Source organism: Xanthomonas sp. LF02-5 (assembly GCF_034105325.1).
GTDB classification, from domain to species: Bacteria; Pseudomonadota; Gammaproteobacteria; order Xanthomonadales; family Xanthomonadaceae; genus Xanthomonas_A; species Xanthomonas_A sontii.
The window spans coordinates 252,773-279,413 of sequence record NZ_JAXGGF010000004.1 but is presented as its reverse complement, the minus strand read 5'-3'; the positions used below and the strand labels follow the sequence as shown (position 1 = coordinate 279,413).

The following is a 26,641-nucleotide window of genomic DNA, read 5'->3' as shown; positions in this document are numbered from 1 at the left end:
ACGCACTCACCTTCCGTCGTCCTACACGCTCTAGACTCTCGCCCTGCTTCCCGGAACCCAATGCCGATGAACGAGATCCTGTCCCGCCAGCACGCCATCGCCCTCGACGCCGCCGATCCGCTGCGGGCCCTGCGCCAGGAATTCCTGTTCCCGCAGCATCAGGGCGCCGACCAGGCCTATTTCGTCGGCAACTCGCTGGGCCTGCAGCCGCGCGGCGCGCGCGCCGCGGTGCAGGAGGTGCTGGACAAGTGGTCGTCGCTGGCAGTGGAAGGCCATTTCAACGGCGATACCCAGTGGATGACCTACCACGAATTGCTGGCCGCGCCGCTGGCGCGCCTGGTCGGCGCGCATCCGCACGAAGTGGTGGCGATGAACACGCTGACGGTGAACCTGCACCTGCTCATGGTCAGCTTCTACCGGCCCACCCGCGAGCGCCCGGCGATCCTGATCGAGGCCGGCGCGTTCCCGTCCGACCAGCATGCGGTGGCCTCGCAGATCCGTTTCCACGGCTTCGACCCGGCCACCGACCTGATCGAAGTGCAGCCCGACGGCGCCGACGGCACCGTGTCGCTGGCGGCGATCGAGCGCGCCATCGCCGAGCACGGCCCGCGCCTGGCGCTGGTGCTGTGGCCCGGCGTGCAGTACCGCACCGGCCAGGCCTTCGACCTGGCCGCGGTGGCGCGGCTGGCGCGCGCGGCCGGTGCCGCGGTCGGCTTCGACCTGGCCCACGCCATCGGCAACGTGCCGCTGCACCTGCACGATGCCGCGCCGGACTTCGCGGTGTGGTGCCACTACAAATACCTCAACGCCGGCCCCGGCGCGGTCGCCGGCGCCTTCGTGCACGAACGCCACGGCCACGGCGAGACCCCGCGCTTCGCCGGGTGGTGGGGCCACGACAAGCGCACCCGTTTCCGCATGGCGCCCGAATTCGTCGCCGCGCCCGGTGCCGACGGCTGGCAGCTGAGCAATCCGCCGATCCTGAGCATGGCCCCGCTGCGCGCCTCGCTGGACCTGTTCGAGCGTGCCGGGCTGGACGCGCTGCGGCAGAAATCGCAGCAACTGACCGGCTACCTGGAGACGCTGATCCGCGCCCGCCTGGCCGACACCCTGCAGATCATCACCCCGTCCGACCCGGCGCAACGCGGCTGCCAGTTGTCGCTGCGCGTGGCCGGCGGGCGGGAGCGCGGTCGCGCCCTGTTCGAGTACCTGCAATCGGTCGGCGTGCTCGGCGACTGGCGCGAGCCGGACGTGATCCGGATCAGCCCGGTGCCGCTGTACAACCGCTACCGCGACGTCTACCGCTTCGTCGAGGAAGTGGAAACCTGGGCCGGCGTCTGAGCCGCCTTCTTCGCGCGGCGGCCTGCCGCGCCTTCCGGACACCGCATTGAACGCATCCCCCCGCAGCATCACCCTGATCGGCGCCGGCCTGGCCGGCTCCCTGCTCGCCATCCTGCTCTCGCGCCAGGGCTGGCAGGTCACCGTCTACGAGCGTCGTGGCGACCCGCGCGTGCACGACTACGAGCGCGGCCGCTCGATCAACCTGGCCCTGGCCGAACGCGGCCTGCACGTGCTGCGCCAGGCCGGCGCCGATGACGCGGTGATAGCCAAGGCGGTGATGATGCGCGGGCGCATGGTGCATTTCGCCGACGGGCACCAGCAGTTGCAGCGCTATGGCCGCGACGACAGCGAGGTGATCTGGTCGGTCCACCGCAACGACCTCAACATCACCCTGCTGCAACTGGCCGAGCAGGCCGGCGCGCGCATCCACTTCTACCGGCGCCTGCACACGGTGGATTTCGATGCCGGCTATGCGCGTTTCATCGACGACCGCGACGACCAGCCGCACGACATCCGCTTCGACAGCATGATCGGCGCCGACGGCGCCGGCTCGGCGCTGCGCGCGGCGATGCAGCGCAAGGCGCCGATGGCCGAGCACATCGAGTTCCTCGACCACTCGTACAAGGAACTGGAGATCCCGCCCGGCGCCGACGGCGGCTTCCGCATCGAAGCCAACGCCCTGCATATCTGGCCGCGCGGTCACTACATGTGCATCGCCCTGCCCAACAATGAGGGCACCTTCACCGTCACCCTGTTCCTGCCCAACAAGGGCGAGCCCAGCTTCGCCACCGTGCGCAGCGGCGACGAGGCGCTGGCGCTGTTCGCGCGCGATTTCGCCGATGCGCTGCCGCTGATGCCGCAACTGGCCGAGCACTGGGAGCAGCATCCGCCGGGCCTGCTCGGCACGCTGCGCCTGGAGCGATGGCACCTGGACGGCCGCGCGGTACTGCTGGGCGACGCCGCGCACGCGATGGTGCCGTTCCACGGGCAAGGCATGAACTGCGCGTTCGAGGATTGCGCGGCGCTGGCCGCGCACCTGCAGCGCGAGCCGGACCTGGCGCGCGCCTATGCCGCCTTCGAGGCCGAGCGCAAGCCCAACGCCGGCGCGATCCAGCAGATGGCGCTGGAGAACTACGTGGAAATGCGCGACCGCGTCGGCGACGCCGGCTTCCTGCTGCAGCGCGAACTCGGCCAGGCCCTGCAGGCACGACATCCGACCCGCTTCGTGCCGCACTACACCATGGTCACCTTCCTGCGCACGCCGTACGCACAGGCGCTGGAACGCAGCGAAGTGCAGCGCGACATCCTGGTCCAGGCCACGCAGGGCCACAGCGACCTGTCGCGGATCGACTGGAACTGGCTGGAGCGCATCGTGCACGCGCGGCTGGCACCGCTGGAGGGGGCGCATTGAACCGGCGTAGCCTATCCGGACACCCGCTCCTACAAGCATCCCCACGCTCCTAGCCTCGCCTGCCTCGCACCATTCGATTCGTCATGCCCGACAGCTTCCTCTTCTACGACCTGGAAACCTTCGGCGCCGATCCGCGGCGCACGCGCATCGCGCAGTTCGCCGCGGTGCGCACCGATGTCGAGCTCAATGTGATCGAGGAGCCGATCAGTTTCTTCGTCAAGCCCGCCGACGACCTGCTGCCCTCGCCGATCGCCACCCTGATCACCGGCATCGCCCCACAGCAGGCCTTGCGCGAGGGCGTCAGCGAAGCCGAGGCGTTCGCACGCATCGCCGAGCAGATGGCGCGGCCGCAGACCTGCACCTTGGGCTACAACTCGCTGCGCTTCGACGACGAGTTCGTGCGCCACGGCCTGTTCCGCAACTTCTACGATCCCTACGAACGCGAATGGCGCAACGGCAACTCGCGCTGGGACCTGCTGGACATGCTGCGGCTGATGCACGCGCTGCGCCCGGAGGGCATCGTCTGGCCGCAGCGCGAGGACGGCGCCACCTCGTTCAAGCTGGAGCAACTGGCATTGGCCAACGGCGTGCGCGACGGCGATGCGCACGAAGCGCTGTCCGACGTCTATGCCACCATCGGCATGGCCCGGCACTTCCGCCGCAGCCAGCCGCGGCTGTGGGAGTACGCGCTGAAGCTGCGCGACAAGCGCTTCTGCGGCAGCCTGCTCGACGCGGTGGCGATGCAGCCGGTGCTGCACGTGTCGATGCGCTATCCGGCCGCGCGCCTGTGTGCGGCGCCGGTTTTGCCGCTGGCGCGGCATCCGCGCATCGACAGCCGGGTGCTGGTGTTCGACCTGGAAGGCGACATCGAGCCGCTGCTGCGCTATTCGCCGGAACAGATCGCCGATCGCCTGTACACCCCGCAGGCCGACCTGCCCGAGGGCGAACAGCGTATCCCGCTCAAGGAAGTGCACCTGAACAAGGCACCGGCACTGGTCGCCTGGGCGCACCTGCGCGAAGCGGATTTCGCCCGGCTGCGGCTGGACCCCGCGCAACTCCTGGCCAAGGCAGAGCGCCTGCGCGAAGCCGGCCCGGCGCTGGCGGAGAAGGTGCGGCGGGTGTTCGCCAGCGAGCGCGCCGCGGTACCGGCGGATGTCGACGCGTCTATGTACGACGGCTTCCTGGCCGATGGCGACAAGCGCACGATGGCCCAGGTCCGCGCCACCCCGCCGGCGCAACTGGCCGCGCTGGAAGGCCAGTTCCGCGATCCGCGCCTGCCCGAGCTGCTGTTCCGCTACCGCGCGCGCAACTGGCCGCAGAGCCTGTCCATCGCCGAACAGGCGCGCTGGGACGACTACCGGCGGCAGCGCCTGCAGCAGGACAGCGGCCTGTCCGAACTGAGCTTCGACGCCTTCTACGCGGAACTGGCCGGTTTACGCCTGGCTCACCCGCAGGATGCTACCAAGCAAGCCCTGCTCGACCAGTTGGCCGCCTGGGGCCACGAACTGCAACGCAGCCTATGACCAGCTATTTCAGCGACGCCAGCTTCAAGTTCCTGCGTGCCCTGGCGCGGCACAACGACAAGGCCTGGTTCAACGACAACCGGCACAAGTACGAGGAGCACGTGCGGCAGCCGTTCCTGCGCCTGATCACCGACCTGCAGCCGGACCTGGCGCAGGTCAGCGAGCACTTCCGCGCCGACCCGCGCGGCGTCGGCGGCTCGCTGTTCCGCATCCACCGCGACGCGCGCTTTTCCCACGACAAGTCGCCGTACAAGACCTGGCAGGGTGCGCGCCTGTTCCACGAGCGGCGCAAGCAGGTGCCGGCCCCCTCGTTCTACATCCACCTGCAGCCGGGCGAGAGCTTCGTCGGCGCCGGGCTGTGGCATCCGGAACCGGACACGCAGCGCAAGGTGCGCCAGTTCATCTTCGACAATCCCGGCAGCTGGAAGGCCGCCGCGCATGCGCCGGCGCTGCGGCGCCGCTTCGACTTCGAGGAAAGCGAGATGCTGGTGCGGCCGCCGCGCGGCTTCCCGGCCGACTTCGAGTGCATCGACGATCTCAAGCACAAGAACTGGGTGTTCTGGCGCCAGCTCGACGACGCCACCATGACCGGCCCGCGGCTGCGCACGCAGATCGCCGCCGACCTGCAGACGCTGGGCCCGTTCGTGGACTATCTGTGCGCGGCGCTGGACCTGGAGTTCTAGAACGGCAGTGCTTCCCCGTAGGAGCGGCTTCAGCGGCGACAGGCATTCCCGGTCACGCGTCGCGGCTAATCCGCTCCTGCAGAACGCCCACACGCAAGGAGACATGCGATGAAGAAATGGCTGGCCTTGCTGTTCCTCGCCCTGCTCGCCCTCGGCGGCTACGTCGTCGCTGGGCCGTACCTGGCCATCCGCGGCATCGACCAAGCGCTGCGCGAGCGCGATGCCGCGGCACTGGAGCGCTACGTCGACTTTCCCACCCTGCGGGTCAACCTCAAGGCCCAGGTGGACGATGCGCTGGTGCGCCGCGCCGGCCCCGACCTGCAGTCCAGCCTGTTCGGCGGGGCGCTGCTGTCGCTGGCCGGCGGCCTCGGCGGCATGAGCGTGGATGCGCTGGTCACCCCGACCGGCATCGGCGCGCTGATGCAGGGCGACGCGCTGTGGAAACGCGCCAGCGGCGACACCGTCGGCGGCGATACCTACGCCGCGCCGCGCCCGCCACAACCACTGCGCCAGGCCGAACACCGCTTCGAATCGACCACGCGCTTCGTCGCCACCGTGCACACCGCCGACGGTACCGCCGTACCCTTCGTATTCACCCGCGAGGGCCTGCGCTGGAAGCTCAGCAACATCCTGTTGCCGTTGTAGGGCGACTTGCCATCGTCCTGGCGCGTGGTGTCGCCCGGGACCGCATGCATTGTCTCCCCCCGTCGTGCTTGCACCGGCGGCGGCATGGCGTGGACTGAACCGTCTGGTCGACGCAGCCATCCCCCGGCAGCAGCCCTGGCTAACGCACCCCGTCCGCTCCCGTCCTGCCCGCCATCGCTTGCTGCACGCGCCGGAACGGCGTGCGCAGTTGCCAGCGCGCCGACCACGGCAGGCAGGCCAAGGCCGCGTGCACGTCCAACGCCGGCAGTGCACCGGTCCAGGCGAATACCACCTGGTTGTCCATCTGTGGCTCGTCCAGGCGCAGCACGCGGCCGCCGAACAGCGCGCGCAGATGCGCAAGGTGGCGGCGGGTGTCGGTGTCGTACAGGTTCACCGCCAGTACCCCGCCCGGTGCCAGCGCCGCGTGGCAGTCCTCGTAGAAGCCGCGGCTGAGCAGCGCGGCCGGGATGCCGTCGGCGTCGTAGGCGTCGAGCAACAGCAGGTCATAGCGGTCGCGCCGTTGCCGCAGCAACCGCGCGCCGTCGCCGTGCACGGCCTCGAAGCGCGCGTCGTCGTCCGGGATGCGGAACGCCGCGCGCAGGGCCAGCACGTCGGCGTCGGCCTCGATCGCCTCGATCCGCGCCTGCGGCAGGTGCCGGTAGCAGAACTTGGCCTGCGAACCGCCACCGAGGCCGACGATGCCGATCTGCCGCGGGTCCGGGCGCAGCAGCAGCGCGCCGAGCATGCTGCGGGTGTAGCCGACCTGCAGCACGTCCGGCCACCAGGTGTACATGCGGCTCTGGGTCACTTCGCCCTTGAACTGCAGGCTGGTGTAGTGCCAGCCATGGCGCACGTAGGGTCGTCCGGGACGCAGGTCGGCAGGCGCATCCGCTCCCTGCCGCAGCAGGCGGCGCAGCGCGGCCCAGCGGCCGCCGCCGGGCGCCGCGCTCACGGTTTGGCGATGGCGTTGGCGACCCCGTGCGGCACATGCCCGGCGGCGACGCGCTCGCGGGCGGCGCTGTCGATGTTGTGCTGCGAATCGTCGAAGAAGATGTCCGCGCCGAACGCCTGCAGGAACGGGCCCTTGTGGCGGCCGCCGAGGAACAGCGCCTCGTCCAGGCGCACGCCCCACTCGCGCAGGGTGCGGATCACCCGCTCGTGCGCCGGCGCCGAGCGCGCGGTGACCAGCGCGGTGCGGATCGGCGAGGCTTCGCCGGCCGGGAACGCGGACTGCAGCGCGTGCAGCGCCGACAGGAAATTGCGGAACGGCCCGCCGGTCAGCGGCTCGCGCGCGTTCTCGCGCTCGTAGCGGCCGAACGCCTCCACGCCCTGCTCGCGCGAGAAACGCTCGCCCTCGTCACCGAAGATCACCGCATCGCCGTCGAAGGCGATGCGCAGCTGCGTGGACAGGCGATCGGCGTCGATCGCACCGGCCGCCGCGGCCGCTTCCTGCGCATGCTCGCCGGGCGGCTTGGGCAGGATGGTCGCCGCGGCGATGCCATGGCTGAGCGCGCGCCGCACCGACTCCGGATTGGCCGAGAGGAACAGGTCGGTGCCGAACGGCTTGACGTAGGGCCAGGTCGCTTCGCCGGAGGTGAAAGTGGCACGCACGATGCCCAGGCCGTAGTGCTGGATCGAGTTGAAGATGCGCAGCCCGGTGTCGGCGGAATTGCGCGAGAGCAGGATCACCTCCACCGGCGGCGTCTCCGGCGGCGTGCCCTGGTTCAGCGCCAACAGCTTGCGCACCACCGGGAACGCCACCCCGGGCGCCAGCACATCGTCCTCGCGCTCGCGCTGATACGCGCTGTACGCCTCCACCCCCTCCCGCTCGAACAGGGCATGGCCCTCTTCCAGATCGAACAGGGCGCGCGAGGTGACCGCGACGGTGAGCAGACGGGGGGAGTTGTCGGACATTTTGGGCTGTGACTGGGAATCGGGAATGGGGAATAGGGAAAAGCGGTTTGCGGGCGTGGAAGTTATCCAGGGAAAGGGAATTGTCAGGAAACCGCTCTTGCGATTCCCCATTCCCGATTCCCCACTCCCCGCCCCTACACCATAAATTGCTCGCTCAAGATCCGCTCCTCCAGATTGTGCTCCGGATCGAACAGCAGGGTGACCAGGCGGTCGCGGGATTCGCGGATGGTGACTTCGACCACGTCGCGGGTCTCGTGCGAGTCGGCGGTGACGCTGACCGGGCGCTTGTACGGATCCAGCACGCGGAAGCGCACCTCGATGTCGGCCTTGAGGATCGCGCCGCGCCAGCGCCGCGGCCGGTACGGCGCGATCGGGGTCAGCGCCAGGGTGTGCGAGCCCAGCGGCAGGATCGGTCCGTGCGCGGAGGAGTTGTAGGCGGTGCTGCCGGCCGGGGTCGACACCAGTACGCCGTCGCAGATCAGTTCGTCGACCCGGGTCTGACCGTTGAGATCGATGCTCACGTGCGCGGCCTGACGGGTCTGCCGCAGCAGCGAGACCTCGTTGTAGGCCAGCGAGCCGGTGGTGGCGCCGGATTCGGTCTGCGCCAGCATTTCCAGCGGGCGCAGCTTGGCCGGCTCGGCCAGGGCCAGGCGCGCGACCAGGTCGTCGTCGCGGAACTGGTTCATCAGGAAGCCGACCGTGCCCAGCTTCATGCCGAACACCGGCTTGCCCAGGCTGCCGTGGCGATGCAGGGTCTGCAGCATGAAGCCGTCGCCGCCGAGCGCGCACAGCACATCGGCGTCGGCCGGCTCGCAATCGCCGTAGCGCCCGACCAGTTGGGTACGCGCGTGCTGCGCCTCCGGTGCGACGCTGGCGAGGAAACAGATGCGGGGCGAGGACGGCAGGACGGAAGCATTCATGGCCCCGATCATACCCGGGGCGCCATGACCGGCGCGCGGCGGCGAACCGGCGGCACGCGCTTGCAGCCGAGGCAGCGGCCAATCCGCGGCAGTTGCATGCCGCGTCCGCACCGCGCTGTGATGGGACCTGCGGCGACAGCCATTGCAGGCCGGTGCCCGGTACCGGGCCGAGTCGCTCCGCCCGCCTTATCTGCCGGACATGAAGTCGCGGCACGCAGTCTCTGTCGCCTGCTCCTGCATCGCCTGGCGCACCGATGCCGGCACCAACGGGCCCAGATGCTCCCGCACCTGCTGCGCCAGCTCCACGGATCGGATCTCGCCCATCCCCTCCTGCCTGCGCGCATCGGCCAGGCACAGCCAATACCAGGCGCGCGCCAGATCCCGGCACGGCTCCGGGCCGCAGGCCTGGATCCAGGCCAGTTCGGGTTCCCAGCCGGCACCCGAGCACCAGCCGGGACGGCTCCATTCGGCCAGCAGCGCGGCATGGTCCGGGATGGTGCCCACGCCGAGGAAGCGACGGCGGCCGTACGCGCGCATGGCCACGCTGCAGCCACGGATGTCCAGCCAGGTGCGGGCATAGACCGCACGCTTCAGTGCCGCCAGTGCCGCGGCTTGCTCGCCGTTGGCGTCCAGTTGCAGGAACAGCGCATAGGCGGCATCGCCCACCGATTTCCTGGCAAGTGCGCGCAAGCGTCGCAGGTCGCCCTGCCGTGCCTGCTGCAGCGCACGCTGCAGCCGCAGCTCCAGCGGAGGCTGCCGTGCCAGGAAGACGATCAACAACAGGAGCACCGCGGGGATGGCCAGGTACAGCATGTACGCCTCGAAATGCGGCGCTGCAGCCGTGTGCTCGCCCGATGGCCCGGATCGTATCAGCGCGGGCTGTCAGAATCCCGCGGCCTTGCGTGACGCGGTCGGTCGCCGCAGCGGTGCGCCGCCGGCCTGGCTCCAACGAAGAACGTGGGGCGAGCGCGGATCCCCGCCAAGGACGCGCGACAGCAATCGCCTGCCACGCGCCATGCGTCGCCATCGGGCGACGCGGTACCGCAGTGGGCCAGGCCCGCGCGCGCGGGCCTGGCCATCCGGCGCGATCGGTCAGACGCCGTGCGCCGCCAGCTGGCCGAGTCGCTGCACCGCCACCGACACCGTCGGGTAGTCCAGCGTCTTCTGCGCAGCCAGTTCCTGCAGCATGCTCAGGGTGAAGCGCAGGCTGCTGTCGTCGCGCTGCAGCCAGTGCTGCACCTTGGCTTCGGCGGTGCCGCCCGGCAGGCTCAGCGCCTGGCCGGCCAGCACGCCGTGGTGCTTGGCCAGTTCGTCGCGCAGCACGCCACGGGCCACCGCATGCCAGCGGCCGTTGACCTCCAGCGCGTCGATCTGCTCGAACAGCCACGGCAACTGCAGCGCCTCGCCGAGGCGAAAGTGCACCTTCGACACCTCCACCGGCTTGAGCTTGCGGGTGCGCGCCATCTCGATGATGTCGAACGCCGGCTCCAGAAAGCGCAGTTCCGACAGCTGCTGGGCGAGCGCCGGCGGCAGGCCCTTGTCCTGCCACTCCTGCACCAGCGCCTCGTAGCGCGGACGCTGCGAATCGGGCAGCACGCCGGAGGCGACGCGGATGTCGTTGAACGGCTCGTAGTAGCGCTCCACCGCCGCGGTGATGCCCGGCATCGGGCCCGGGCGGAACAGCAGCCAGCGCACGAAGGCGCGCTGCAGCGTCCAGATCACCTCCAGCGCGTCGATCTGCACCGACTCGGGCACCTTGCCGTCCAGCGCGTCGATCTGCGTCCACAGCGCGCGTGCATCCAGCGTCTCGCGGCTGATGGTGTAGGCCTTGGCGACCTCGGCGATGCTGCGGCCGGTGTCTTCCTGCATGCGCATCAGGAAGGTGGCGCCCATCCGGTTGATGGTGGTGTTGGTCACCGCGGTGGCGATGATCTCGCGCTTGAGGCGGTGCCGCTCCATCGCATCGGCGTACTTCTTCTGCAGCGGCTGCGGGAAGTAGCGCTGCAGTTCCTTGGACAGGTACGGGTCCTCGGGGATGTCCGACTCCAGCAGCTGCTGGAACGCCACCAGCTTGGAGTAGGACAGCAGCACCGCCAGTTCCGGCCGGGTCAGGCCCTGGCCACGCGCCTTGCGCGCAGAGATTTCCGCGTCCGAGGGCAGGTATTCGATCTGCCGGTCGAGCAGGCCCTGCGCCTCCAGGGTGCGGATGAAGTGCTGCTTGGAGCCCAGGCGGGTGACGCTCATCCGCTCCATCAGGCTCAGCGCCTGGTTCTGGCGGATGTTGTCCCACAGCACCAGCTCGGCCACTTCGTCGGTCATCGACGCCAGCAGCTTGTTGCGCGCGTCCAGGGTCAGCTTCTTGGCCTGCACCACGTCGTTGAGCAGGATCTTGATGTTGACCTCGTGGTCGGACGTATCCACGCCGGCCGAGTTGTCGATGAAGTCGGTGTTGAGCAGCACCCCGACCTGCGCGGCCTCGATACGGCCGAGCTGGGTCAGGCCGAGGTTGCCGCCCTCGCCCACCACCTTGCAGCGCAGCTCGCCGCCGTTGACGCGCAGGCCGTTGTTGGCGCGGTCGCCGACGTCGCCGTGGGTCTCGCTGGCGGCCTTGACGTAGGTGCCGATGCCGCCGTTCCAGAACAGGTCCACCGGCGCCTTGAGGATGGCGTTCATCAGGTCGTTCGGCGAGAGCTGCTTGACCCCGGCCTCCAGGCCCAGCGCCTCGCGCACCGGCGCGCTGATCTCGATCGACTTGAGCGTGCGCGGGTAGATGCCGCCGCCGGCGCTGATCAGCTTGGCGTCGTAGTCGGCCCAGCTGGAGCGCGGCAGCTTGAACAGGCGCTCGCGCTCGGCGAAGGACGCCGCCGCGTCCGGGTTCGGGTCGAGGAAGATGTGGCGGTGGTCGAACGCGGCCAGCAGGCGGATGTGGCGCGACAGCAGCATGCCGTTGCCGAACACGTCGCCGGACATGTCGCCGATGCCCACGCAGGTGAAGTCCTCGCTCTGGCAGTCGCGGCCCAGCGCGCGGAAGTGGCGCTTGACCGACTCCCAAGCGCCGCGCGCGGTGATGCCCATGCCCTTGTGGTCGTAGCCGACCGAGCCGCCGGAGGCGAACGCGTCGCCCAGCCAGAAGCCGTGGTCCAGCGCCAGGCCGTTGGCGATGTCGGAGAAAGTGGCCGTGCCCTTGTCGGCGGCGACCACCAGGTACGGATCGTCCTGGTCGTGGCGCACCACCTGCGGCGGCGGCACGATCTTGCCGCCGACGATGTTGTCGGTGATGTCCAGCAGGCCCTGGATGAACAGCTTGTAGCAGGCGATGCCCTCGGCCAGCACCGCGTCGCGGTCGCCGCCGACCGGCGGGCGCTTGCAGAAGAAGCCGCCCTTGGCGCCGACCGGCACGATCACCGTGTTCTTGACCATCTGCGCCTTGACCAGGCCCAGCACCTCGGTGCGGAAGTCCTCGCGCCGGTCGGACCAGCGCAGGCCGCCACGCGCCACCGCGCCGAAGCGCAGGTGCACGCCTTCCACGCGCGGGCCGTACACGAAGATCTCGCGGTACGGACGCGGCTTGGGCAGGTCCGGCACCTTGGCCGAATCCAGCTTGAAGCTGATGCAGTGACCCAGCCCGCCATCGGCGGTGCGCTGGTAGTGGCTGGTGCGCAGGGTCGCCTCGATCACGCCCTTGAAGCTGCGCAGGATGCGGTCCTCGTCGAGGCTCGCGACCTGGTCGAACAGCTTCAGCAGCGCGGCCGAGACCGCCTCCAGCTGCGCGTCGCGGCTGCCGCTGCGCGCATCGATCACCGGCTGCAGCGCCTTCAGCGCCGCGGCATCGTCCTTGGCCAGCAGGTGCAGTTGCGCCGTCAGCACGGCCTGTCCCTCGGCGATCTGCGCCTTGCTCTCGTTGCCGGTGGCCGGATCGAAGCGCGCCTCGAACAGCTCCACCAGCAGCCGCGCCAGCAGCGGATAGCGGTTGCAGGTCTCTTCCACGTAGGCCTGCGAGAACGGCACGCCGGTCTGCAGCAGGTATTTGCAGTAGCCGCGCAGCACCGCGACCTGGCGCCAGCTCAGGCTGGCACCGACGATCAGGCGGTTGAAGCCGTCGTTCTCGGCGTCGCCGCGCCAGATCCGCACGAACGCCTCGCACAGCGGCGCGTCGGCAGCGGCCACATCGATGCTGCCGGCCAGCGGCTCGACCTCGAAGTCCTGGATGGACAGCGCGGTGCCGTCGACCACCAGCCGGTACGGACGCTCGGAGATCACCCGCAGGCCCAGGTTCTCCATCATCGGCAGCACGTCCGACAGCGGCAGGTCGTCGTGCTGGCGGTACAGCTTCAGGCGCAGGCTGTCGGCGCCGTCGCGGCGCAGCGCCTGCAGGCTCAGGTGCAGGTCTTCCGGACCGCGCAGCGCGGCCAGGCGCTCGACGTCGCGCGCGGCGATCTGCGCGGTCGACTCCTCGATGTAGCCGGCCGGCAGCGCGCGGCCGTAGCCGGCGGCCAGGCGCAGACCATCGCGCTCGCCGCAGCTGGCCACCAGCGCCTCGCGCAGATCGTCGTGCCAGTTGCGCAGCAGGTGCGCCAGGCGCGATTCCAGTTCGGTGGTGTCGAACTCCAGCGCCTCGCCGGGCTTGGGCCGCACGATCATGTGCAGCTGCGCCAGCGGCGATTCGCCCAGCACCACGTTGGAATCGATGTACTCGCCGTGCAGCGCGTCCTTCAGCAAGGCCTCGATGCGCAGGCGCACGTCGGTGTTGAAACGCTCGCGCGGGATGTACACCAGCGCCGAAATGAAGCGACCGTACTTGTCGCGGCGCAGGAACAAGCGGCTGCGCACCCGCTCCTGCAGGCCGAGGATGCCCATCGCGGTGCGGTACAGCTCTTCCTCGTTGGACTGGAACAGCTCCTCGCGCGGCAGCGTCTCCAGGATATGGCGCAGCGCCTTGCCGCTGTGGCTGCTCGGGGTCAGCTCGGACTTGCGCATCACGTAGTCGAAGCGCTCGCGCACCAGCGGGATCTCCCACGGGCGGCGGTTGTAGGCGCTGGAGGTGAACAGGCCGAGGAAGCGCTGTTCGGCGACGATGCGGCCCTTGGCGTCGAACTCCAGCACGCCGATGTAGTCCATGTAGCCGCTGCGGTGCACCCGCGAGCGCGCATTGGTCTTGGTCAGGATCAGCGCTTCCTTGGTGCCGGACTCGCTGAGGCCGTGTGCGGCCAGCGTGCGCACCGGCCGCGCCGGCGACTTGTCCTGCCCGCGCAGCAGGCCCAGGCCGCTGTCTTCCAGCGGCGCCAGCACGTCTTCGCCGCCCTGCTTCTCCACGCGGTACTCGCGGTAACCGAAGAAGGTGAAATGGTCGGCCGCGGCCCAGCGCAGGAATTCCTGCGCCTCGCGCCGGCCCTTGTCGTCCACCGGCAGGCGCCGCGTGGTCAGGTCGTCGGCCAGCGCCAGCATCTTCTCGCGCATGCCGCCCCAGTCGCGCACGATGTTGCGCACCTCGCCGAGGATGCGCCGGATCGCCGCTTCCACCTGCGCCATGTCTTCCGGCGGCTGGCGGTCGATCTCCAGCGCCATCAGCGATTCCGCCTTGCCCTCGCCCACGTTCTCCAGCGTGCCGCCCTTGTCGCGCTGCATGCGCAGCACCGGGTGGCCGAGCACGTGCACGCCGATGCCCAGCTCGGCCAGCGCCATGCTCACCGAATCGACCAGGAACGGCATGTCGTCGTTGACGATCTGCAGCACCGTGTGCGACGACTCCCAGCCGTCGTCCTTCAGGTTCGGGTTGAACACCCGCACGTTGACCGTGCCCGGCTTGCGCTTGCGTGCGAACTCCAGCATCGACGCGGCCAGCGCCGCCCACTCCTGCGCGCTGTGGTGGGGGAACTCGTCCTCCTCCATGCGCTTGTAGAACTCTTCGGCGAAGGTCTGCGCCTCTTCCTGGCGCGCGGCCGGGTAGCGCTTGCGCAGCGCCGCGAACACCGAGGCCAGGCTGAAGGCGCTGGCGGCCGGCGCCGCGTCGATCACCTTGGCGGTCGCCGGCACGGTCGCGGCCAGCCTGGGCGGCGTCGCGGCCTTGCGCGGGGCGGCGGCCTTGGCCGCAGGCTTGGCGGTGGCCTTGGTCTTGGCAGGCGCCTTGGCCGGCTTGGTGGCGGACGGGGTCGCGGAGGTGCGGGTGGCGGCCGAAGATTTGGAACGGGAAGCGGCGTGTTTGGGTTTCATGACGGAGAGCAGCAACGATGCTCGATGGGAAAGCCGGAATTGTACCGGTGCTCCGTTCAACTACCTTGCTGCATCGCAAACCAATGGAGCGGCCGCGGCGACGCGCCAGATCGCGCAAAGCAACCGCAACACCATCATCACGCGGCGGTCACCATGCTTTGCCAGCCACGCTGTTGTCAGCAAGAACACCCCTGTGTCAAGGCTGTTCTAATTCTAAACTGGACGGTATAGTCCACAATCGATGAGCACTCCCCTCGCCTCCGCCGCACAGCGCCAGGCGCGCGACCAGCGCGTGTACGCTGCCGTGCGCGAATTGCTGGCCGAGGAAGGCATGGGCCTGAGCATGGATGCAGTGGCGGCACGTGCCGGCTGCTCCAAGCAGACCCTGTACAGCCGCTACCGCAGCAAGCAGGGCCTGCTGCGGCGGGCGATGCAGGATCACCTGGACCTGGCCACCGCGCACCTGGAACCGGTGCAGGACGACCTGCGCGGCAGCCTGCTGCGTTTCGCCTGCGAGTACCTGGAACAGCTGTCCGAACCGCGTGTGCTTCAGAGTTGCCAGCTGATCGCCGCCGAGTCGCGGCACTTCCCCGAAGAAGCGCGCGCCATGTTCCGCGACAGCGCCGGCGCGCTGATGCAGCGCCTGAGCGAGCGCTTGCGCGGCGCCATGGCGCGCGACCAGCTCCGGCATGACGATCCGCACTTCATGGCCGAGCTGCTGTTGAGCATGATCGTCGGCATGGATTTCGAGCGTCAGCGCTTCCACAGCGCGCATCGCGGCGACGCCGCCGCGCAGCGCGCCTGGGCCGAGTTCGCCGTGGACGGCTTCTTGCGCGCGTTCGCCGCCGCCCCTTTCCTTCCTTCTACAAAACCAGACCGGAGTACCACCCGATGACCTCCCCGTTGCGTTCTCTCGCCCTGGCCTGCGCCGTCGTGGTGGTGTTGGCGTCCTGCAAGAAACAGGAGCAGCAGCAGGCCATGCCGCCGCCGGAAGTGGGCGTGCTGCAGGCGCAGCCGCAGACCGTGCCGCTTGAGCGCGAACTGGTCGGCCGCCTGTCCGCGTTCCGCAGCGCCGACGTGCGCGCCCGCGTGCCCGGCGTGCTGGAAAAGCGCCTGTACACCGAAGGCACCGACGTCAAGGAAGGCCAGCCGCTGTTCCAGATCGACCCGGCGCCGCTGCGTGCGACCCTGGCCTCGGCGCAGGGCCAGCTGGCCGCGGCCGAAGCCACCTACGCCAACGCCAAGGCCGCCGCCGCCCGCGCGCGCAGCCTGGCGCCGCAGGCCTACGTGTCCAAGTCCGACCTGGACAACGCCGAGGCCACCGAACGCAGCTCCGCCGCGTCGGTGCAGCAGGCCCGTGCGGCGGTGGAAACCGCGCGCATCAACCTCGGCTACGCCACCGTCACTGCGCCGATCGCCGGCCGCGCCGGCAAGCAGCAGGTCACCGAGGGCGCGCTGGTCGGCCAGGGCGACAGCACGCTGCTGACCACGATCGACCAGCTGGACCCGCTGTACGTCAACTTCTCGATGAGTTCCGACGAACTGGCGCAGCTGCGCCAGGCGCAGACCGAAGGCAACGTCGCCCTCAACGCCGAGGACAAGTCCACCGTGCAGATCAAGCTCGGCGACGGCAGCACCTATGCGCATGCCGGCACCCTGGACTTCTCCGGCGCCGCGGTCGACCCGAGCACCGGCTCGGTGACGCTGCGCGCGCTGCTGCCCAATCCGGACCGGGTGCTGCTGCCCGGCGCCTTCGTCAGCTTCTCGGCCAACCTGGGCCAGCGCAAGGACGTGTACCTGATCCCGCAGGCGGCCGTGCTGCGCGACGCCAAGGGCGCCTATGCCTTGGTCGTCGGCAAGGACAGCAAGGTGGTACGCAAGGACCTGACCACGGTCGGCCAGCAGGGCGACAAGTGGATCGTCAGCGGCGGCCTGCAGAACGGCGACCAGGTCGTGGTCAGCGGCCTCCCCAAGGTCAAGGAAGGCGCACCGGCCGTGGCCAAGCCCTGGGATCCGAATGCCGCCGCCCAGGGCCAGGGCCCGGGTGCCGGCGCAGCGCCCGGCCAGGGTGCCCAGGGCGCCGCGGCGCCGGCCAAGGGCGCCGCCCCGGCGCAGGGCGCAGCGCACGGCGATGCGCCGAACGCCGCCTCGCCTTCCGACCAGCCGAAGCAGTAACGGACTCCCCCCATGCCTAAGTTCTTCATCGAACACCCGGTCTTCGCCTGGGTGGTGGCGATCCTGATCTCGCTCAGCGGCGTGATCGCCATCCTCAATCTCGGCGTCGAGTCGTATCCCTCGATCGCCCCACCCCAGGTCACCGTCAACGCCACCTATCCCGGCGCCAGCGCCAGCACCACCGAACGCTCGGTTACCCAGGTCATCGAGCAGCAGCTGACCGGCATCGACCACCTGCTGTACTTCAGCTCGTCGTCGTCCTCCAGCGGCAGCGCCACCATCACCCTGACCTTCGAGACCGGCACCGACCCGGACATCGCCCAGGTGCAGGTGCAGAACAAGGTGTCGCTGGCGACCCCGCGCCTGCCCTCGGAAGTGACCGCGCAGGGCGTGGTGGTGGCCAAGGCCAACGCCGGCTTCCTCAGCGTGATCGCGCTGCGTTCGGACAACCCGTCGATCGACCGCGACGCGCTCAACGACATCGTCGGGTCGCGCGTGCTGGAACAGATCTCGCGCGTGCCCGGCGTCGGCAGCACCCAGCAGTTCGGTGCCGAGTACGCCATGGACATCTGGTTGAACCCGGAGAAGCTGCAGGGTTACCACATGTCCGCCACGGACGTGTACAACGCGATCCGCGCGCAGAACGTGCAGTTCGCCGCCGGCTCGCTCGGTTCGGATCCGGCGCCGCAGGGCCAGTCGTTCACCGCCACGGTCAGCGCCGAGGGCCGCTTCACCTCGCCCGAGCAGTTCGAGAACATCATCCTGCGCGCCGACGGCAACGGCACCGTGGTGCGGCTGAAGGACGTGGCCCGGGTCGCGTTCGGCCCGACCAACTTCGGTTTCGACACCCAGTACAACGGCAAACCGACCGGCGCCTTCGCCATCCAGCTGCTGCCGGGCGCCAATGCGCTGAGCGTGTCCGAGGCGGTCAAGGCCAAGATGGACGAGCTGCAGCCCAGCTTCCCGCAAGGCGTCACCTGGTTCACGCCGTACGAGAGCACCACCTTCGTCAAGATCTCGATCGAGGAAGTGGTCAAGACCCTGGCCGAGGCGATCGTGCTGGTGTTCCTGGTGATGCTGGTGTTCCTGCAGAACTTCCGCGCCACCATCATCCCCACCCTGGTCATCCCGGTGGCGCTGCTGGGCACCTTCCTGGGCATGTGGGCGATCGGCTTCACCATCAACCAGCTGACCCTGTTCGCGATGGTGCTGGCGATCGGCATCGTGGTCGACGACGCGATCGTGGTGATCGAGAACGTCGAACGCATCATGTCCGAGGAGCACCTGGCGCCGAAGGCAGCCACGCACAAGGCGATGACCCAGATCACCGGCGCGGTGGTGGCCATCACCGTGGTGCTGGCGGCGGTGTTCATTCCGTCGGCGATGCAGCCCGGCGCGGCCGGCGCGATCTACAAGCAGTTCGCGATCACCATCGCCATGTCGATGGCGTTCTCCGCCTTCCTGGCGCTGAGCTTCACCCCGGCGCTGTGTGCGGCGTTCCTCAAGCCCACCCACAACGACAACCCGAACTGGGTCTACCGCACCTTCAACAAGTACTACGACAAGCTGGCGCACCGCTACGTCGGCGCGGTGGGCAACACCATCCGCCGCGCGCCGCGCTGGATGGCGGTGTTCGCCCTGCTGGTGGTGCTGTGCGGCTTCCTGTTCACGCGCATGCCGGGCAGCTTCCTGCCGGAAGAGGACCAGGGCTTCGCGCTGGCGATCGTGCAGCTGCCGCCGGGTGCGACCAAGACCCGCACCAACGAGGTGTTCGCGCAGATGCGCGGCGTGCTGCAGCAGCAGAAGGCGGTCGAAGGCATGCTGCAGGTGGCCGGCTTCAGCTTCCTTGGCCGCGGCGAGAACGTGGGCATGGGCTTCATCCGGCTCAAGCCCTGGGACGAGCGCGACATCGCCGCTGGCGACCTGATCCAGCAGTTGAACGGCATGTTCTACGGCATCAAGGACGCGCAGATCTTCGTGGTCAACCTGCCCACGGTGAACGGCCTGGGCCAGTTCGGCGGCTTCGACATGTGGCTGCAGGACCGCAGCGGCCAGGGCGAGGAAGCCCTGCTGCAGGCACGCAACATCGTGCTCGGCAAGGCCGCGCAGCGCCAGGACACCCTGGCCGGCGTGCGTCCGAACGGCCTGGAGAACTCGCCGCAGCTGCAGTTGAAGGTGGACCGCGTGCAGGCGCAGTCGATGGGCCTGTCGGTCAACGACATCTACCAGTCGATCCAGCTGATGCTGGCGCCGGTGTACGTCAACGACTTCTTCTACGAAGGCCGCATCAAGCGCGTCAACATGCAGGCCGACGCGCCGTTCCGCACCGGTCCGGAGTCGCTGCGCAACTTCTACGTGCCCAGCAGCACCGCCTCCGATAGCAGCGGCCTGCCGCAGATGATCCCGCTGAGCACGGTGGTGAGCTCGGACTGGATCTACAGCTCGCCGTCGCTGAGCCGCTACAACGGCTACTCGGCGATCAACATCGTCGGCAACCCGGCGCCGGGCGGCAGTTCCGGCCAGGCGATGAGCGCGATGGAGGACATCGTCAACAACGACCTGCCGCCGGGCTTCGGCTTCGACTGGAGCGGCATGTCGTACCAGGAAATCATCGCCGGCAACACCGCCACGCTGCTGCTGGTGCTGTCGATCGTGGTGGTGTTCCTGTGCCTGGCGGCGCTGTACGAAAGCTGGTCGATCCCGGTGTCGGTGCTGCTGGTGGTGCCGATCGGCGTGCTCGGCGCGGTGGCGTTCTCGCTGCTGCGTGGCCTGCCCAACGACATCTACTTCAAGATCGGCCTGATCACGGTGATCGGCCTGGCCGCCAAGAACGCGATCCTGATCGTCGAGTTCGCGGTGGAGCAGCGGGCGATGGGCAAGACCCTGCGCGAGGCCGCGGCCGAGGCGGCGCACCTGCGTTTCCGCCCGATCCTGATGACCTCGTTCGCCTTCATCCTCGGCGTGCTGCCGATGGCGATCTCCACCGGCGCCGGCGCCAACGCCCGCCACGCCATCGGTACCGGCGTGATCGGCGGCATGCTGTTCGCCACCGTGCTGGGCGTGCTGTTCATCCCGCTGTTCTTCGTGATGGTGCGGCGCATGCTCGGCGACAAACTGGACGAGCCGTCGAAGGAGTTCACGCAGATGCAGGAAGCCGGCCTGGCGCGGCATCAGCCGGATCGCTGAGGCGCCGGGATTGGGGATTCGGGAGTGGGGATTCGTGAATCCTCCTCTCGGACTTGATCCTTCCGCCTTGTAGAGGCAAACAAAGAGCGGCCGCAAGGCCGCTTTTTGTTGTCCGGGAATCTGGTCGGGAAGCGCGACCCAACACCCCATGCAGGCGGAGCGCTCCTTGAAGGCTGAGCGCTCCTTGTGGGAGGGACCTCAGTCCCGGCGCGTTGCAGCCCGAACCTCACTCATCCCTTTTCCACAAAAAGAAAAAGCGGCCTTGCGGCCGCTTCTCCTGATGCCTCAACCGATTCGGGAACCGGCGAATCCTCAGTCCCGAATCCCCACTCCCGGCCTCACCGCAACCCGGTCTCGTTACGCGCGATCACCAGGCGCTGGATCTCGCTGGTGCCTTCGTAGATCTCGGTGATCTTGGCATCGCGGAAGTAGCGCTCCAGCGGCATCTCCTTGGAATAGCCCATGCCGCCGTGGATCTGCACCGCCTGGTGGGTGATCCACATCGCCGCCTCGGAGGCGGTCAGCTTGGCCACCGAGGCCTCGGTGGTGAAGCGCTGGCCCTGCCCCTTCAGCCAGGCCGCGCGCAAGGTCAGCAGCAGCGCCGCGTCCAGCTTGCACTTCATGTCCGCGATCTTGGCCTGGGTCATCTGGAACGCGCCGATCGGCGAACCGAACGCCTTGCGCTCCTTCACGTACTCCAGGGTCGCCTCGTAGGCGGCGCGGGCCAGGCCGATCGCCTGCGAGGCGATGCCGATGCGGCCGGCGTCGAGCACGCTCATCGCGATCTTGAAGCCCTCGCCCGGCGTGCCCAGCACCTCGTCGGCGCTGGCCACGTAGTCCTGGAACTCGATCTCGCAGGTGGCCGAGGCGCGGATGCCGAGCTTGGGCTCGGTCTTGCCGCGGTGGAAGCCGGGCTTGTCGGTGTCGACCACGAAGGCGGTGATGCCGCGCGCGCCCTTGTCCGGCTCGCTCATCGCGAACAGCACGATGTACTTGGCGACCGGGCCGGAGGTGATCCAGCTCTTCTTGCCGTTGATGACGAAGCTGCCGTCGTCCTGGCGCACCGCGCGGCACCGCATCGCGGTGGCGTCGGAGCCGGATTGCGGCTCGGTCAGCGCGAAGGCGCCGATCTCGCGGCCTTCGGCGATGGCGCGCACATACTTTTGCTTCTGTTCCTCGTTGCCGTTCTTGAGGATGCCGGCGCAGAACAGCGAGTTGTTGACCGACATGATGGTCGAATGCGCCGCATCGCCGGCGGCGATCTCGACCATCGCCAGCACATAGGCGATCGGGTCCATGCCGGCGCCGCCGTACTCTTCCGGCACCTCGATGCCCATCAGCCCGTTCTCGCCCAGCAGGCGGATGTTCTCCAGCGGGAATTCGCCGGCACGGTCATGGTGCTCGGCGCTGGGGGCGATGCGCTCCTGGGCGATGCGCCGCGCCACGTCCTGGATCATCAATTGCTCTTCGGTAAAGCTGAAATCCACGTCGAACCCCTCCCGGGCATATTGGTCCGGCCATTGTAGCCGTGCCGACCATACGCCGGCGTGTGCAACTTGACCGGAACCGCCGCCCGGACCAAAATATCTCTATATCGCGATAGGAAGATATTTATGGATCTGGAGGACTGGTCGTCCCGGCTGAAGGTCTTCGCCGACGCCACCCGCGTGCGCCTGCTGGCACTGCTGGAACAGGAGGAGCTGACCGTGGCCGAGTTGTCGGCCATCACCCGCCTGGCGCAGCCGCGGGTCTCGACCCACCTGGCCAAGCTCAAGGAGGCCGGGCTGGTGCGCGACCGCCGCGCCGGCGTGTCGGCCTATTATCGCTTCGACGAGACCCTGCTGGACCCCGCGCAGCGCGCGCTGTGGCTGGCGCTGAGCACCGGCAGCGACGACCCGCTGCTGCGCCAGGACGCCGAGCGCGTGGCCGCGGTGCTGGCCAACCGCGCCGCCGACCAGAACTGGGCCGACTCGGTGGCCGGCGACATGGAGCGCCACTATTCGCCCGGCCGCACCTGGGAAGCGCTGGCACGCACCGCCCTGCCGCTGCTGGAGACCGGCGACGTGCTCGACATCGCCTCCGGCGACGGCGTGCTGGCCGAACTGGTGGCGCCGCACGCACGCCGCTATGTCTGCATCGACACCAGCGCACGGGTGGTGGCCGCGGCCAGCGAACGCCTGCGCCGGCTCGGCAACGTGGAAGTGCGCGAGGGCGACATGCATGCCCTGCCCTTCGCCGATGCCAGCTTCGACCTGGTGGTGATGATGCATGCCCTGACCTATGCGACCAAGCCGGCGCAGGCGGTCTGCGAATCGGCGCGGGTGCTGCGCCCGGGCGGCCGCCTGCTGCTGTGCAGCCTGGCGCGCCACGAGCACAAGGCCGCGGTGCAGGCCTACGGCCACGTCAACCTCGGCTTTTCGGCCAAGGAACTGCGCAAGTTCGTCGGCAAGGCCGGGCTCGAAGTCTCCAGCCTGGAAACCGTGACCCGCGAGAAGCGCCCGCCGCACTTCGAAGTGATTTCGTTGATTGCGGGGAAGCCGGGAATCGGGAGTGGGGAATCGGGATTGGAGAAGGCAAAAGCCAAGGCGGAGGCAGGAGCATGAGTCGCGCGGCTGTTTCACCAATCCCCAATGCCCAATCCCCAATCCCGTGCCTGCACTGGCTAAACTCAGAGCGCACGCAAAAACTGCTGCAGGCCCTGTCCGAACGCATCCTGATCATCGATGGGGCGATGGGCACGATGATCCAGCGCCATGGGCTGCAGGAGGCCGACTATCGCGGCGAGCGTTTCGCCGAGGGCTACGACGCGCAGGCCGCGCATGTGCACGGCCCCGGCTGCGATCATGCGCCGCAGGGCCACGACCTGAAGGGCAACAACGACCTGCTGCTGCTGACCCGGCCGGAGGTCATCGCCGAGATCCACCGCGCCTACCTCGATGCCGGCGCCGACCTGCTCGAGACCAATACCTTCAACGCGACGTCGATCAGCCAGGCCGACTACCACCTGGAACACCTGGTCTACGAACTCAACAAGGCCGGCGCGCAGGTCGCGCGTGCCTGCTGCGACGCGGTCGAAGCGCTGACGCCGGACAAGCCGCGGTTCGTGATCGGCGTGCTCGGCCCGACCAGCCGCACCGCCTCGATCAGCCCGGACGTCAACGACCCCGGCTTCCGCAACACCAGCTTCGACGAGCTGCGCGCCACCTACCGCGAGGCCATCGACGGCCTGATCGACGGCGGCGCCGACACGCTGATGGTGGAGACCATCTTCGACACGCTCAATGCCAAGGCCGCGCTGTACGCGATCGAGGAGGTGTTCGACGCACGCGGCGGGCGCCTGCCGGTGATGATCTCCGGCACCATCACCGATGCCTCCGGCCGCACCCTGTCCGGGCAGACCGCCGAGGCGTTCTACGCCTCGGTCGCGCACGGGCGGCCGCTCTCGGTCGGACTGAACTGCGCGCTCGGCGCCAAGGACCTGCGGCCGCACGTCGAGACCCTGGCGCGCATCGCCGATGGCTACGTCAGCGCGCACCCCAACGCCGGCCTGCCCAACGCCTTCGGCGAGTACGACGAGACCCCGGAGGAAATGGCGGCGACGCTGCGCGAGTTCGCCGAGTCCGGGCTGCTGAACCTGGTCGGCGGCTGCTGCGGCACCACCCCGGCGCACATCCGCGCCATCGCCGAGGCGGTGCACGGGCTGCCGCCGCGCGTGCCGCTGGCGGCGCCGGCGCAGGCCGCCTGATGTCCGTCGCGCGCACGCCCGCCGCCCCCGCCCGCGCAGTCCTGCGCGGGCACGCTGCCGCCTGCGCGTGCGCCGGCACCTCCCCGTTTCCGGAACGCTGACCATGTCCTCCGCCCGCCACACCCGCCTGTCCGGCCTGGAACCACTGCTGCTGACCCCGGACCTGCTGTTCGTCAATGTCGGCGAGCGCACCAACGTCACCGGCAGCGCGCAGTTCCGCAAGCTGATCAAGGAAGAGCGCTACGAGGAAGCGGTGGAGGTGGCGCGCCAGCAGGTCGCCAATGGCGCGCAGATCCTCGACGTCAACATGGACGAGGGCCTGATCGACTCGGAGAAGGCGATGGTGCGCTTTCTCAACCTGATCATGTCCGAGCCGGATATCGCACGCATCCCGGTGATGGTCGACTCCTCCAAGTGGAGCGTGATCGAAGCCGGACTGAAGTGCCTGCAGGGCAAGAGCGTGGTCAACTCGATCTCGCTCAAGGAAGGCGAGGCACCGTTCGTCGAGCACGCGCGCAAGGTGCTGCGCTACGGCGCCGCGGCGGTGGTGATGGCCTTCGATGAGGTCGGCCAGGCCGACACCTGCGCGCGCAAGGTGGAGATCTGCACCCGCGCCTACCGCATCCTCACCGAGCAGGTCGGGTTCCCGCCGGAAGACATCATCTTCGATCCGAACATCTTCGCCGTGGCCACCGGCATCGAGGAGCACGACAACTACGCGGTCGACTTCATCGAGGCCACCCGCGAGATCAAACGCACCCTGCCGCATTGCCACGTCTCCGGTGGTGTGTCCAACGTGTCGTTCTCGTTCCGCGGCAACGAGACCGTGCGCCAGGCGATCCATTCGGTATTCCTGTACCACGCCATCGCCGCGGGCATGGACATGGGCATCGTCAACGCCGGCGGCATGCCGATCTACGACGAACTGGACCCGGAGCTGCGCGAGCGCGTGGAGGACGTGATCCTCAACCGCCGCCGCGACGCCACCGAGCGCCTGCTGGAGATCGCCGAACGCTTTAAGAAGGCCGGGACACGGGACTCGGGACCCGGGACCCGGGAGAAGCTGGCGTGGCGCGAGAAGACGGTACGCGAGCGCTTGAGTCATGCGCTGGTGCATGGCATCGACGAGTTCGTCGAGGTCGATACGGAAGAGGCGCGGCAGCAGGCCGCGCGGCCGCTGGACGTGATCGAAGGCCCGCTGATGGACGGCATGAACGTGGTCGGCGATCTGTTCGGCGCCGGCAAGATGTTCCTGCCGCAGGTGGTGAAGTCGGCGCGGGTGATGAAGAAGGCAGTGGCCTACCTGCTGCCCTACATCGAGGCGGAGAAGCTGCGCAGCGGCGACACCGGCAAGTCCAACGGCAAGATCGTCATGGCCACGGTCAAGGGCGACGTGCACGACATCGGCAAGAACATCGTCGGCGTGGTCCTGGCCTGCAACAACTTCGACGTGATCGACCTGGGGGTGATGGTGCCGACCCAGACCATCCTCGACCGCGCCCGCGCCGAGAACGCCGACATCATCGGCCTGTCGGGGCTGATCACCCCGTCGCTGGAAGAGATGACCCACGTCGCCCGCGAGATGCAGCGGCAGGGCTTCTCGATGCCGCTGCTGATCGGCGGCGCCACCACCTCGCGCGCGCACACCGCGCTGAAGATCGACCCGCATTACGCAGCGCCGACGGTGTGGGTCAAGGACGCCTCGCGCGCGGTGGGCGTGGCGCAATCGCTGATCTCGCGCGAACTGCGCGCGGCCTTCGTGGCCGCCAACGACGCCGACTACGCCGAGATCCGCCAGCGCCACAAGAACCGCGGCGACGCCAAGCGCCTGGTCTCGCTCGCGCACGCGCGCGGGCAGCGCTTCGACGGCGGCTGGGACGCCTACACCCCGCCGGCGCCCAGGCAGCCCGGCCTGCACGTGTTCGACGACTACCCGCTGGACGACCTGGTCCCGCTGATCGACTGGACCCCGTTCTTCCAGGCCTGGGAACTGGCCGGCAAGTTTCCGGCGATCCTCACCGACGAGATCGTCGGCCAGCAGGCCAGCGAGCTGTACCAGGACGCGCGGGCGATGCTGCAGCGGATCGTGGAGGAGAAATGGCTGACCGCCAAGGCCGTGTTCGGGCTGTGGCCGGCGCAGTCGGTGGGGGATGACGTTGTGGTCCTGACGGACCGGGAATCGGGAAACGGGAATGGGGAATCGTCAGGCGCGACCGCGCCGCTCGACCATTCCCGATTCTCCATTCCCCATTCCCTGCACTTTTTGCGACAACAGGTCGACAAGCCCGCCGAGCGCCCGGACTTCTGCCTGGCCGACTTCATCGCCCCGCGCGACAGCGGTAAGCAGGACTGGATCGGTGCGTTCGCGGTGACCGCCGGCATCGGCATCGAACCGCACGTGGCGCGCTTCGAGGCGGCGCACGACGACTACAACGCGATCCTGCTCAAGGCCCTGGCCGACCGCCTGGCCGAAGCGCTGGCCGAGCGCCTGCACCAGCGCGTGCGCACCGAGTTCTGGGGCTATGCCGACGACGAGGCACTGGACAACGAGGCGCTGATCGCCGAGCGCTATCGCGGCATCCGTCCCGCGCCCGGCTATCCGGCCTGCCCCGACCACAGCGAGAAGCAGACCCTGTTCGCCCTGCTCGATGCCGGTCGCAATGCCGGCATGTCGCTGACCGAGAGCTTCGCGATGCTGCCGACCGCCGCGGTGTCCGGCTACTACTTCAGCCACCCGCAGAGCCAGTACTTCGTGGTCGGCCGGCTGGGCAAGGACCAACTCGCCGACTACGCCCGGCGCAAGGGTGTCTCGCTGCAACAGGCCGAACGCTGGCTGGCCTCCAACCTGGACTACGATCCGGAGTGAGCCCACGCCGACCGCAGGCGCCCCA

General features: G+C 69.0%; 17 protein-coding genes. 11 read left to right on the top strand and 6 right to left on the bottom strand.

All coding sequences use genetic code 11. From position 1 onward, the window contains the following. The first annotated feature begins 66 nt into the window (after window positions 1-66). The 5 genes from kynU (at window position 67) to SLW52_RS12620 (ending at window position 5,600) form a co-directional block, all read left to right on the top strand. Window positions 67-1,338, top strand: a complete 1,272-nt coding sequence (gene kynU, locus SLW52_RS12640; protein ID WP_148828595.1) for a kynureninase — start codon at window positions 67-69, stop codon at window positions 1,336-1,338. Between the two features lie 46 nt (window positions 1,339-1,384). After that, the gene (locus SLW52_RS12635; RefSeq protein WP_320740430.1) at window positions 1,385-2,749 is read left to right on the top strand and encodes an NAD(P)/FAD-dependent oxidoreductase; all 1,365 of its coding nucleotides are present in this window, start codon (window positions 1,385-1,387) and stop codon (window positions 2,747-2,749) included. Between the two features lie 83 nt (window positions 2,750-2,832). Beyond that, the gene (gene sbcB / locus SLW52_RS12630) at window positions 2,833-4,272 is read left to right on the top strand and encodes an exodeoxyribonuclease I (RefSeq protein WP_320740431.1); all 1,440 of its coding nucleotides are present in this window, start codon (window positions 2,833-2,835) and stop codon (window positions 4,270-4,272) included. Continuing rightward, window positions 4,269-4,955: a DUF2461 domain-containing protein gene (locus SLW52_RS12625; RefSeq protein ID WP_017914978.1), complete on the top strand. Its 687-nt coding sequence runs from the start codon at window positions 4,269-4,271 to the stop codon at window positions 4,953-4,955. Before sbcB ends, SLW52_RS12625 begins: the two co-directional genes overlap by 4 nt. Before the next feature lie 108 nt (window positions 4,956-5,063). Next, window positions 5,064-5,600: a DUF2939 domain-containing protein gene (locus SLW52_RS12620; RefSeq protein WP_267114857.1), complete on the top strand. Its 537-nt coding sequence runs from the start codon at window positions 5,064-5,066 to the stop codon at window positions 5,598-5,600. 139 nt (window positions 5,601-5,739) lie between these two features. Here the strand turns inward: SLW52_RS12620 and SLW52_RS12615 are convergent, their stop codons facing one another. The 5 genes from SLW52_RS12615 to SLW52_RS12595 all read right to left on the bottom strand — a co-directional run bounded on the left by SLW52_RS12615 (window position 5,740) and on the right by SLW52_RS12595 (window position 14,644). After that, complete coding sequence (locus SLW52_RS12615) at window positions 5,740-6,552, bottom strand: fused MFS/spermidine synthase (RefSeq protein ID WP_320740434.1); 813 nt, start codon at window positions 6,550-6,552, stop codon at window positions 5,740-5,742. Further along, window positions 6,549-7,514 carry a 5'-nucleotidase gene (locus tag SLW52_RS12610; protein ID WP_320740436.1) on the bottom strand — a complete coding sequence of 322 codons (966 nt, stop codon included), beginning with the start codon at window positions 7,512-7,514 and terminating at the stop codon, window positions 6,549-6,551. Before SLW52_RS12610 ends, SLW52_RS12615 begins: the two co-directional genes overlap by 4 nt. Window positions 7,515-7,648: 134 nt before the next feature. Further along, window positions 7,649-8,419 carry an NAD kinase gene (locus SLW52_RS12605; protein ID WP_026143327.1) on the bottom strand — a complete coding sequence of 257 codons (771 nt, stop codon included), beginning with the start codon at window positions 8,417-8,419 and terminating at the stop codon, window positions 7,649-7,651. Window positions 8,420-8,620: 201 nt separating this feature from the next. Further along, window positions 8,621-9,247, bottom strand: coding sequence for a hypothetical protein (locus SLW52_RS12600; RefSeq protein WP_295939992.1), 627 nt, complete (start codon window positions 9,245-9,247; stop codon window positions 8,621-8,623). Window positions 9,248-9,526: 279 nt separating this feature from the next. After that, entirely contained in the window at window positions 9,527-14,644 is a 5,118-nt protein-coding gene (locus tag SLW52_RS12595) for an NAD-glutamate dehydrogenase domain-containing protein (RefSeq protein WP_295839442.1), read from the bottom strand. Window positions 14,645-14,885: 241 nt separating this feature from the next. Here SLW52_RS12595 and SLW52_RS12590 point away from each other — a divergent pair, with 241 nt between their 5' ends. From SLW52_RS12590 to SLW52_RS12580, 3 genes are read left to right on the top strand one after another with little or no spacing between them, the layout of a single operon-like run. Further along, the gene (locus SLW52_RS12590) at window positions 14,886-15,539 is read left to right on the top strand and encodes a TetR/AcrR family transcriptional regulator (RefSeq protein WP_152236462.1); all 654 of its coding nucleotides are present in this window, start codon (window positions 14,886-14,888) and stop codon (window positions 15,537-15,539) included. Next, window positions 15,536-16,819, top strand: coding sequence for an efflux RND transporter periplasmic adaptor subunit (locus SLW52_RS12585; RefSeq protein WP_017907604.1), 1,284 nt, complete (start codon window positions 15,536-15,538; stop codon window positions 16,817-16,819). Before SLW52_RS12590 ends, SLW52_RS12585 begins: the two co-directional genes overlap by 4 nt. Window positions 16,820-16,831: 12 nt before the next feature. Beyond that, a complete protein-coding gene (locus SLW52_RS12580) occupies window positions 16,832-20,005 on the top strand; it encodes a multidrug efflux RND transporter permease subunit (RefSeq protein WP_017907603.1) in 3,174 nt (1,057 codons plus the stop codon). A gap of 338 nt (window positions 20,006-20,343) precedes the next feature. Here the strand turns inward: SLW52_RS12580 and SLW52_RS12575 are convergent, their stop codons facing one another. Next, entirely contained in the window at window positions 20,344-21,492 is a 1,149-nt protein-coding gene (locus SLW52_RS12575) for an acyl-CoA dehydrogenase family protein (protein ID WP_017907602.1), read from the bottom strand. Between the two features lie 126 nt (window positions 21,493-21,618). On the opposite strand from SLW52_RS12575, the gene SLW52_RS12570 reads away from it, so the two are divergent. From SLW52_RS12570 to metH, 3 genes are all read left to right on the top strand, one after another. After that, window positions 21,619-22,608: a metalloregulator ArsR/SmtB family transcription factor gene (locus SLW52_RS12570; RefSeq protein WP_193312655.1), complete on the top strand. Its 990-nt coding sequence runs from the start codon at window positions 21,619-21,621 to the stop codon at window positions 22,606-22,608. Next, window positions 22,605-23,750: a homocysteine S-methyltransferase family protein gene (locus SLW52_RS12565; protein WP_320740438.1), complete on the top strand. Its 1,146-nt coding sequence runs from the start codon at window positions 22,605-22,607 to the stop codon at window positions 23,748-23,750. Before SLW52_RS12570 ends, SLW52_RS12565 begins: the two co-directional genes overlap by 4 nt. 103 nt (window positions 23,751-23,853) lie before the next feature. After that, a complete protein-coding gene (gene metH / locus SLW52_RS12560; protein ID WP_320740439.1) occupies window positions 23,854-26,616 on the top strand; it encodes a methionine synthase in 2,763 nt (920 codons plus the stop codon). Window positions 26,617-26,641 lie beyond the last annotated feature (25 nt).

Excerpts from the sequence above, each read along its gene's own strand:
- SLW52_RS12600 (WP_295939992.1), bottom strand. The coding sequence starts at position 9,247 with ATGCTGTACCTGGCCATCCCCGCGGTGCTCCTGTTGTTGATCGTCTTC.
- SLW52_RS12610 (WP_320740436.1), bottom strand. The coding sequence starts at position 7,514 with ATGTCCGACAACTCCCCCCGTCTGCTCACCGTCGCGGTCACCTCGCGC.
- SLW52_RS12590 (WP_152236462.1), top strand. The coding sequence starts at position 14,886 with ATGAGCACTCCCCTCGCCTCCGCCGCACAGCGCCAGGCGCGCGACCAG.
- SLW52_RS12565 (WP_320740438.1), top strand. The coding sequence starts at position 22,605 with ATGAGTCGCGCGGCTGTTTCACCAATCCCCAATGCCCAATCCCCAATC.
- SLW52_RS12585 (WP_017907604.1), top strand. The coding sequence starts at position 15,536 with ATGACCTCCCCGTTGCGTTCTCTCGCCCTGGCCTGCGCCGTCGTGGTG.
- sbcB (WP_320740431.1), top strand. The coding sequence starts at position 2,833 with ATGCCCGACAGCTTCCTCTTCTACGACCTGGAAACCTTCGGCGCCGAT.
- SLW52_RS12620 (WP_267114857.1), top strand. The coding sequence starts at position 5,064 with ATGAAGAAATGGCTGGCCTTGCTGTTCCTCGCCCTGCTCGCCCTCGGC.
- SLW52_RS12625 (WP_017914978.1), top strand. The coding sequence starts at position 4,269 with ATGACCAGCTATTTCAGCGACGCCAGCTTCAAGTTCCTGCGTGCCCTG.
- SLW52_RS12570 (WP_193312655.1), top strand. The coding sequence starts at position 21,619 with ATGGATCTGGAGGACTGGTCGTCCCGGCTGAAGGTCTTCGCCGACGCC.
- SLW52_RS12580 (WP_017907603.1), top strand. The coding sequence starts at position 16,832 with ATGCCTAAGTTCTTCATCGAACACCCGGTCTTCGCCTGGGTGGTGGCG.
- kynU (WP_148828595.1), top strand. The coding sequence starts at position 67 with ATGAACGAGATCCTGTCCCGCCAGCACGCCATCGCCCTCGACGCCGCC.
- metH (WP_320740439.1), top strand. The coding sequence starts at position 23,854 with ATGTCCTCCGCCCGCCACACCCGCCTGTCCGGCCTGGAACCACTGCTG.
- SLW52_RS12595 (WP_295839442.1), bottom strand. The coding sequence starts at position 14,644 with ATGAAACCCAAACACGCCGCTTCCCGTTCCAAATCTTCGGCCGCCACC.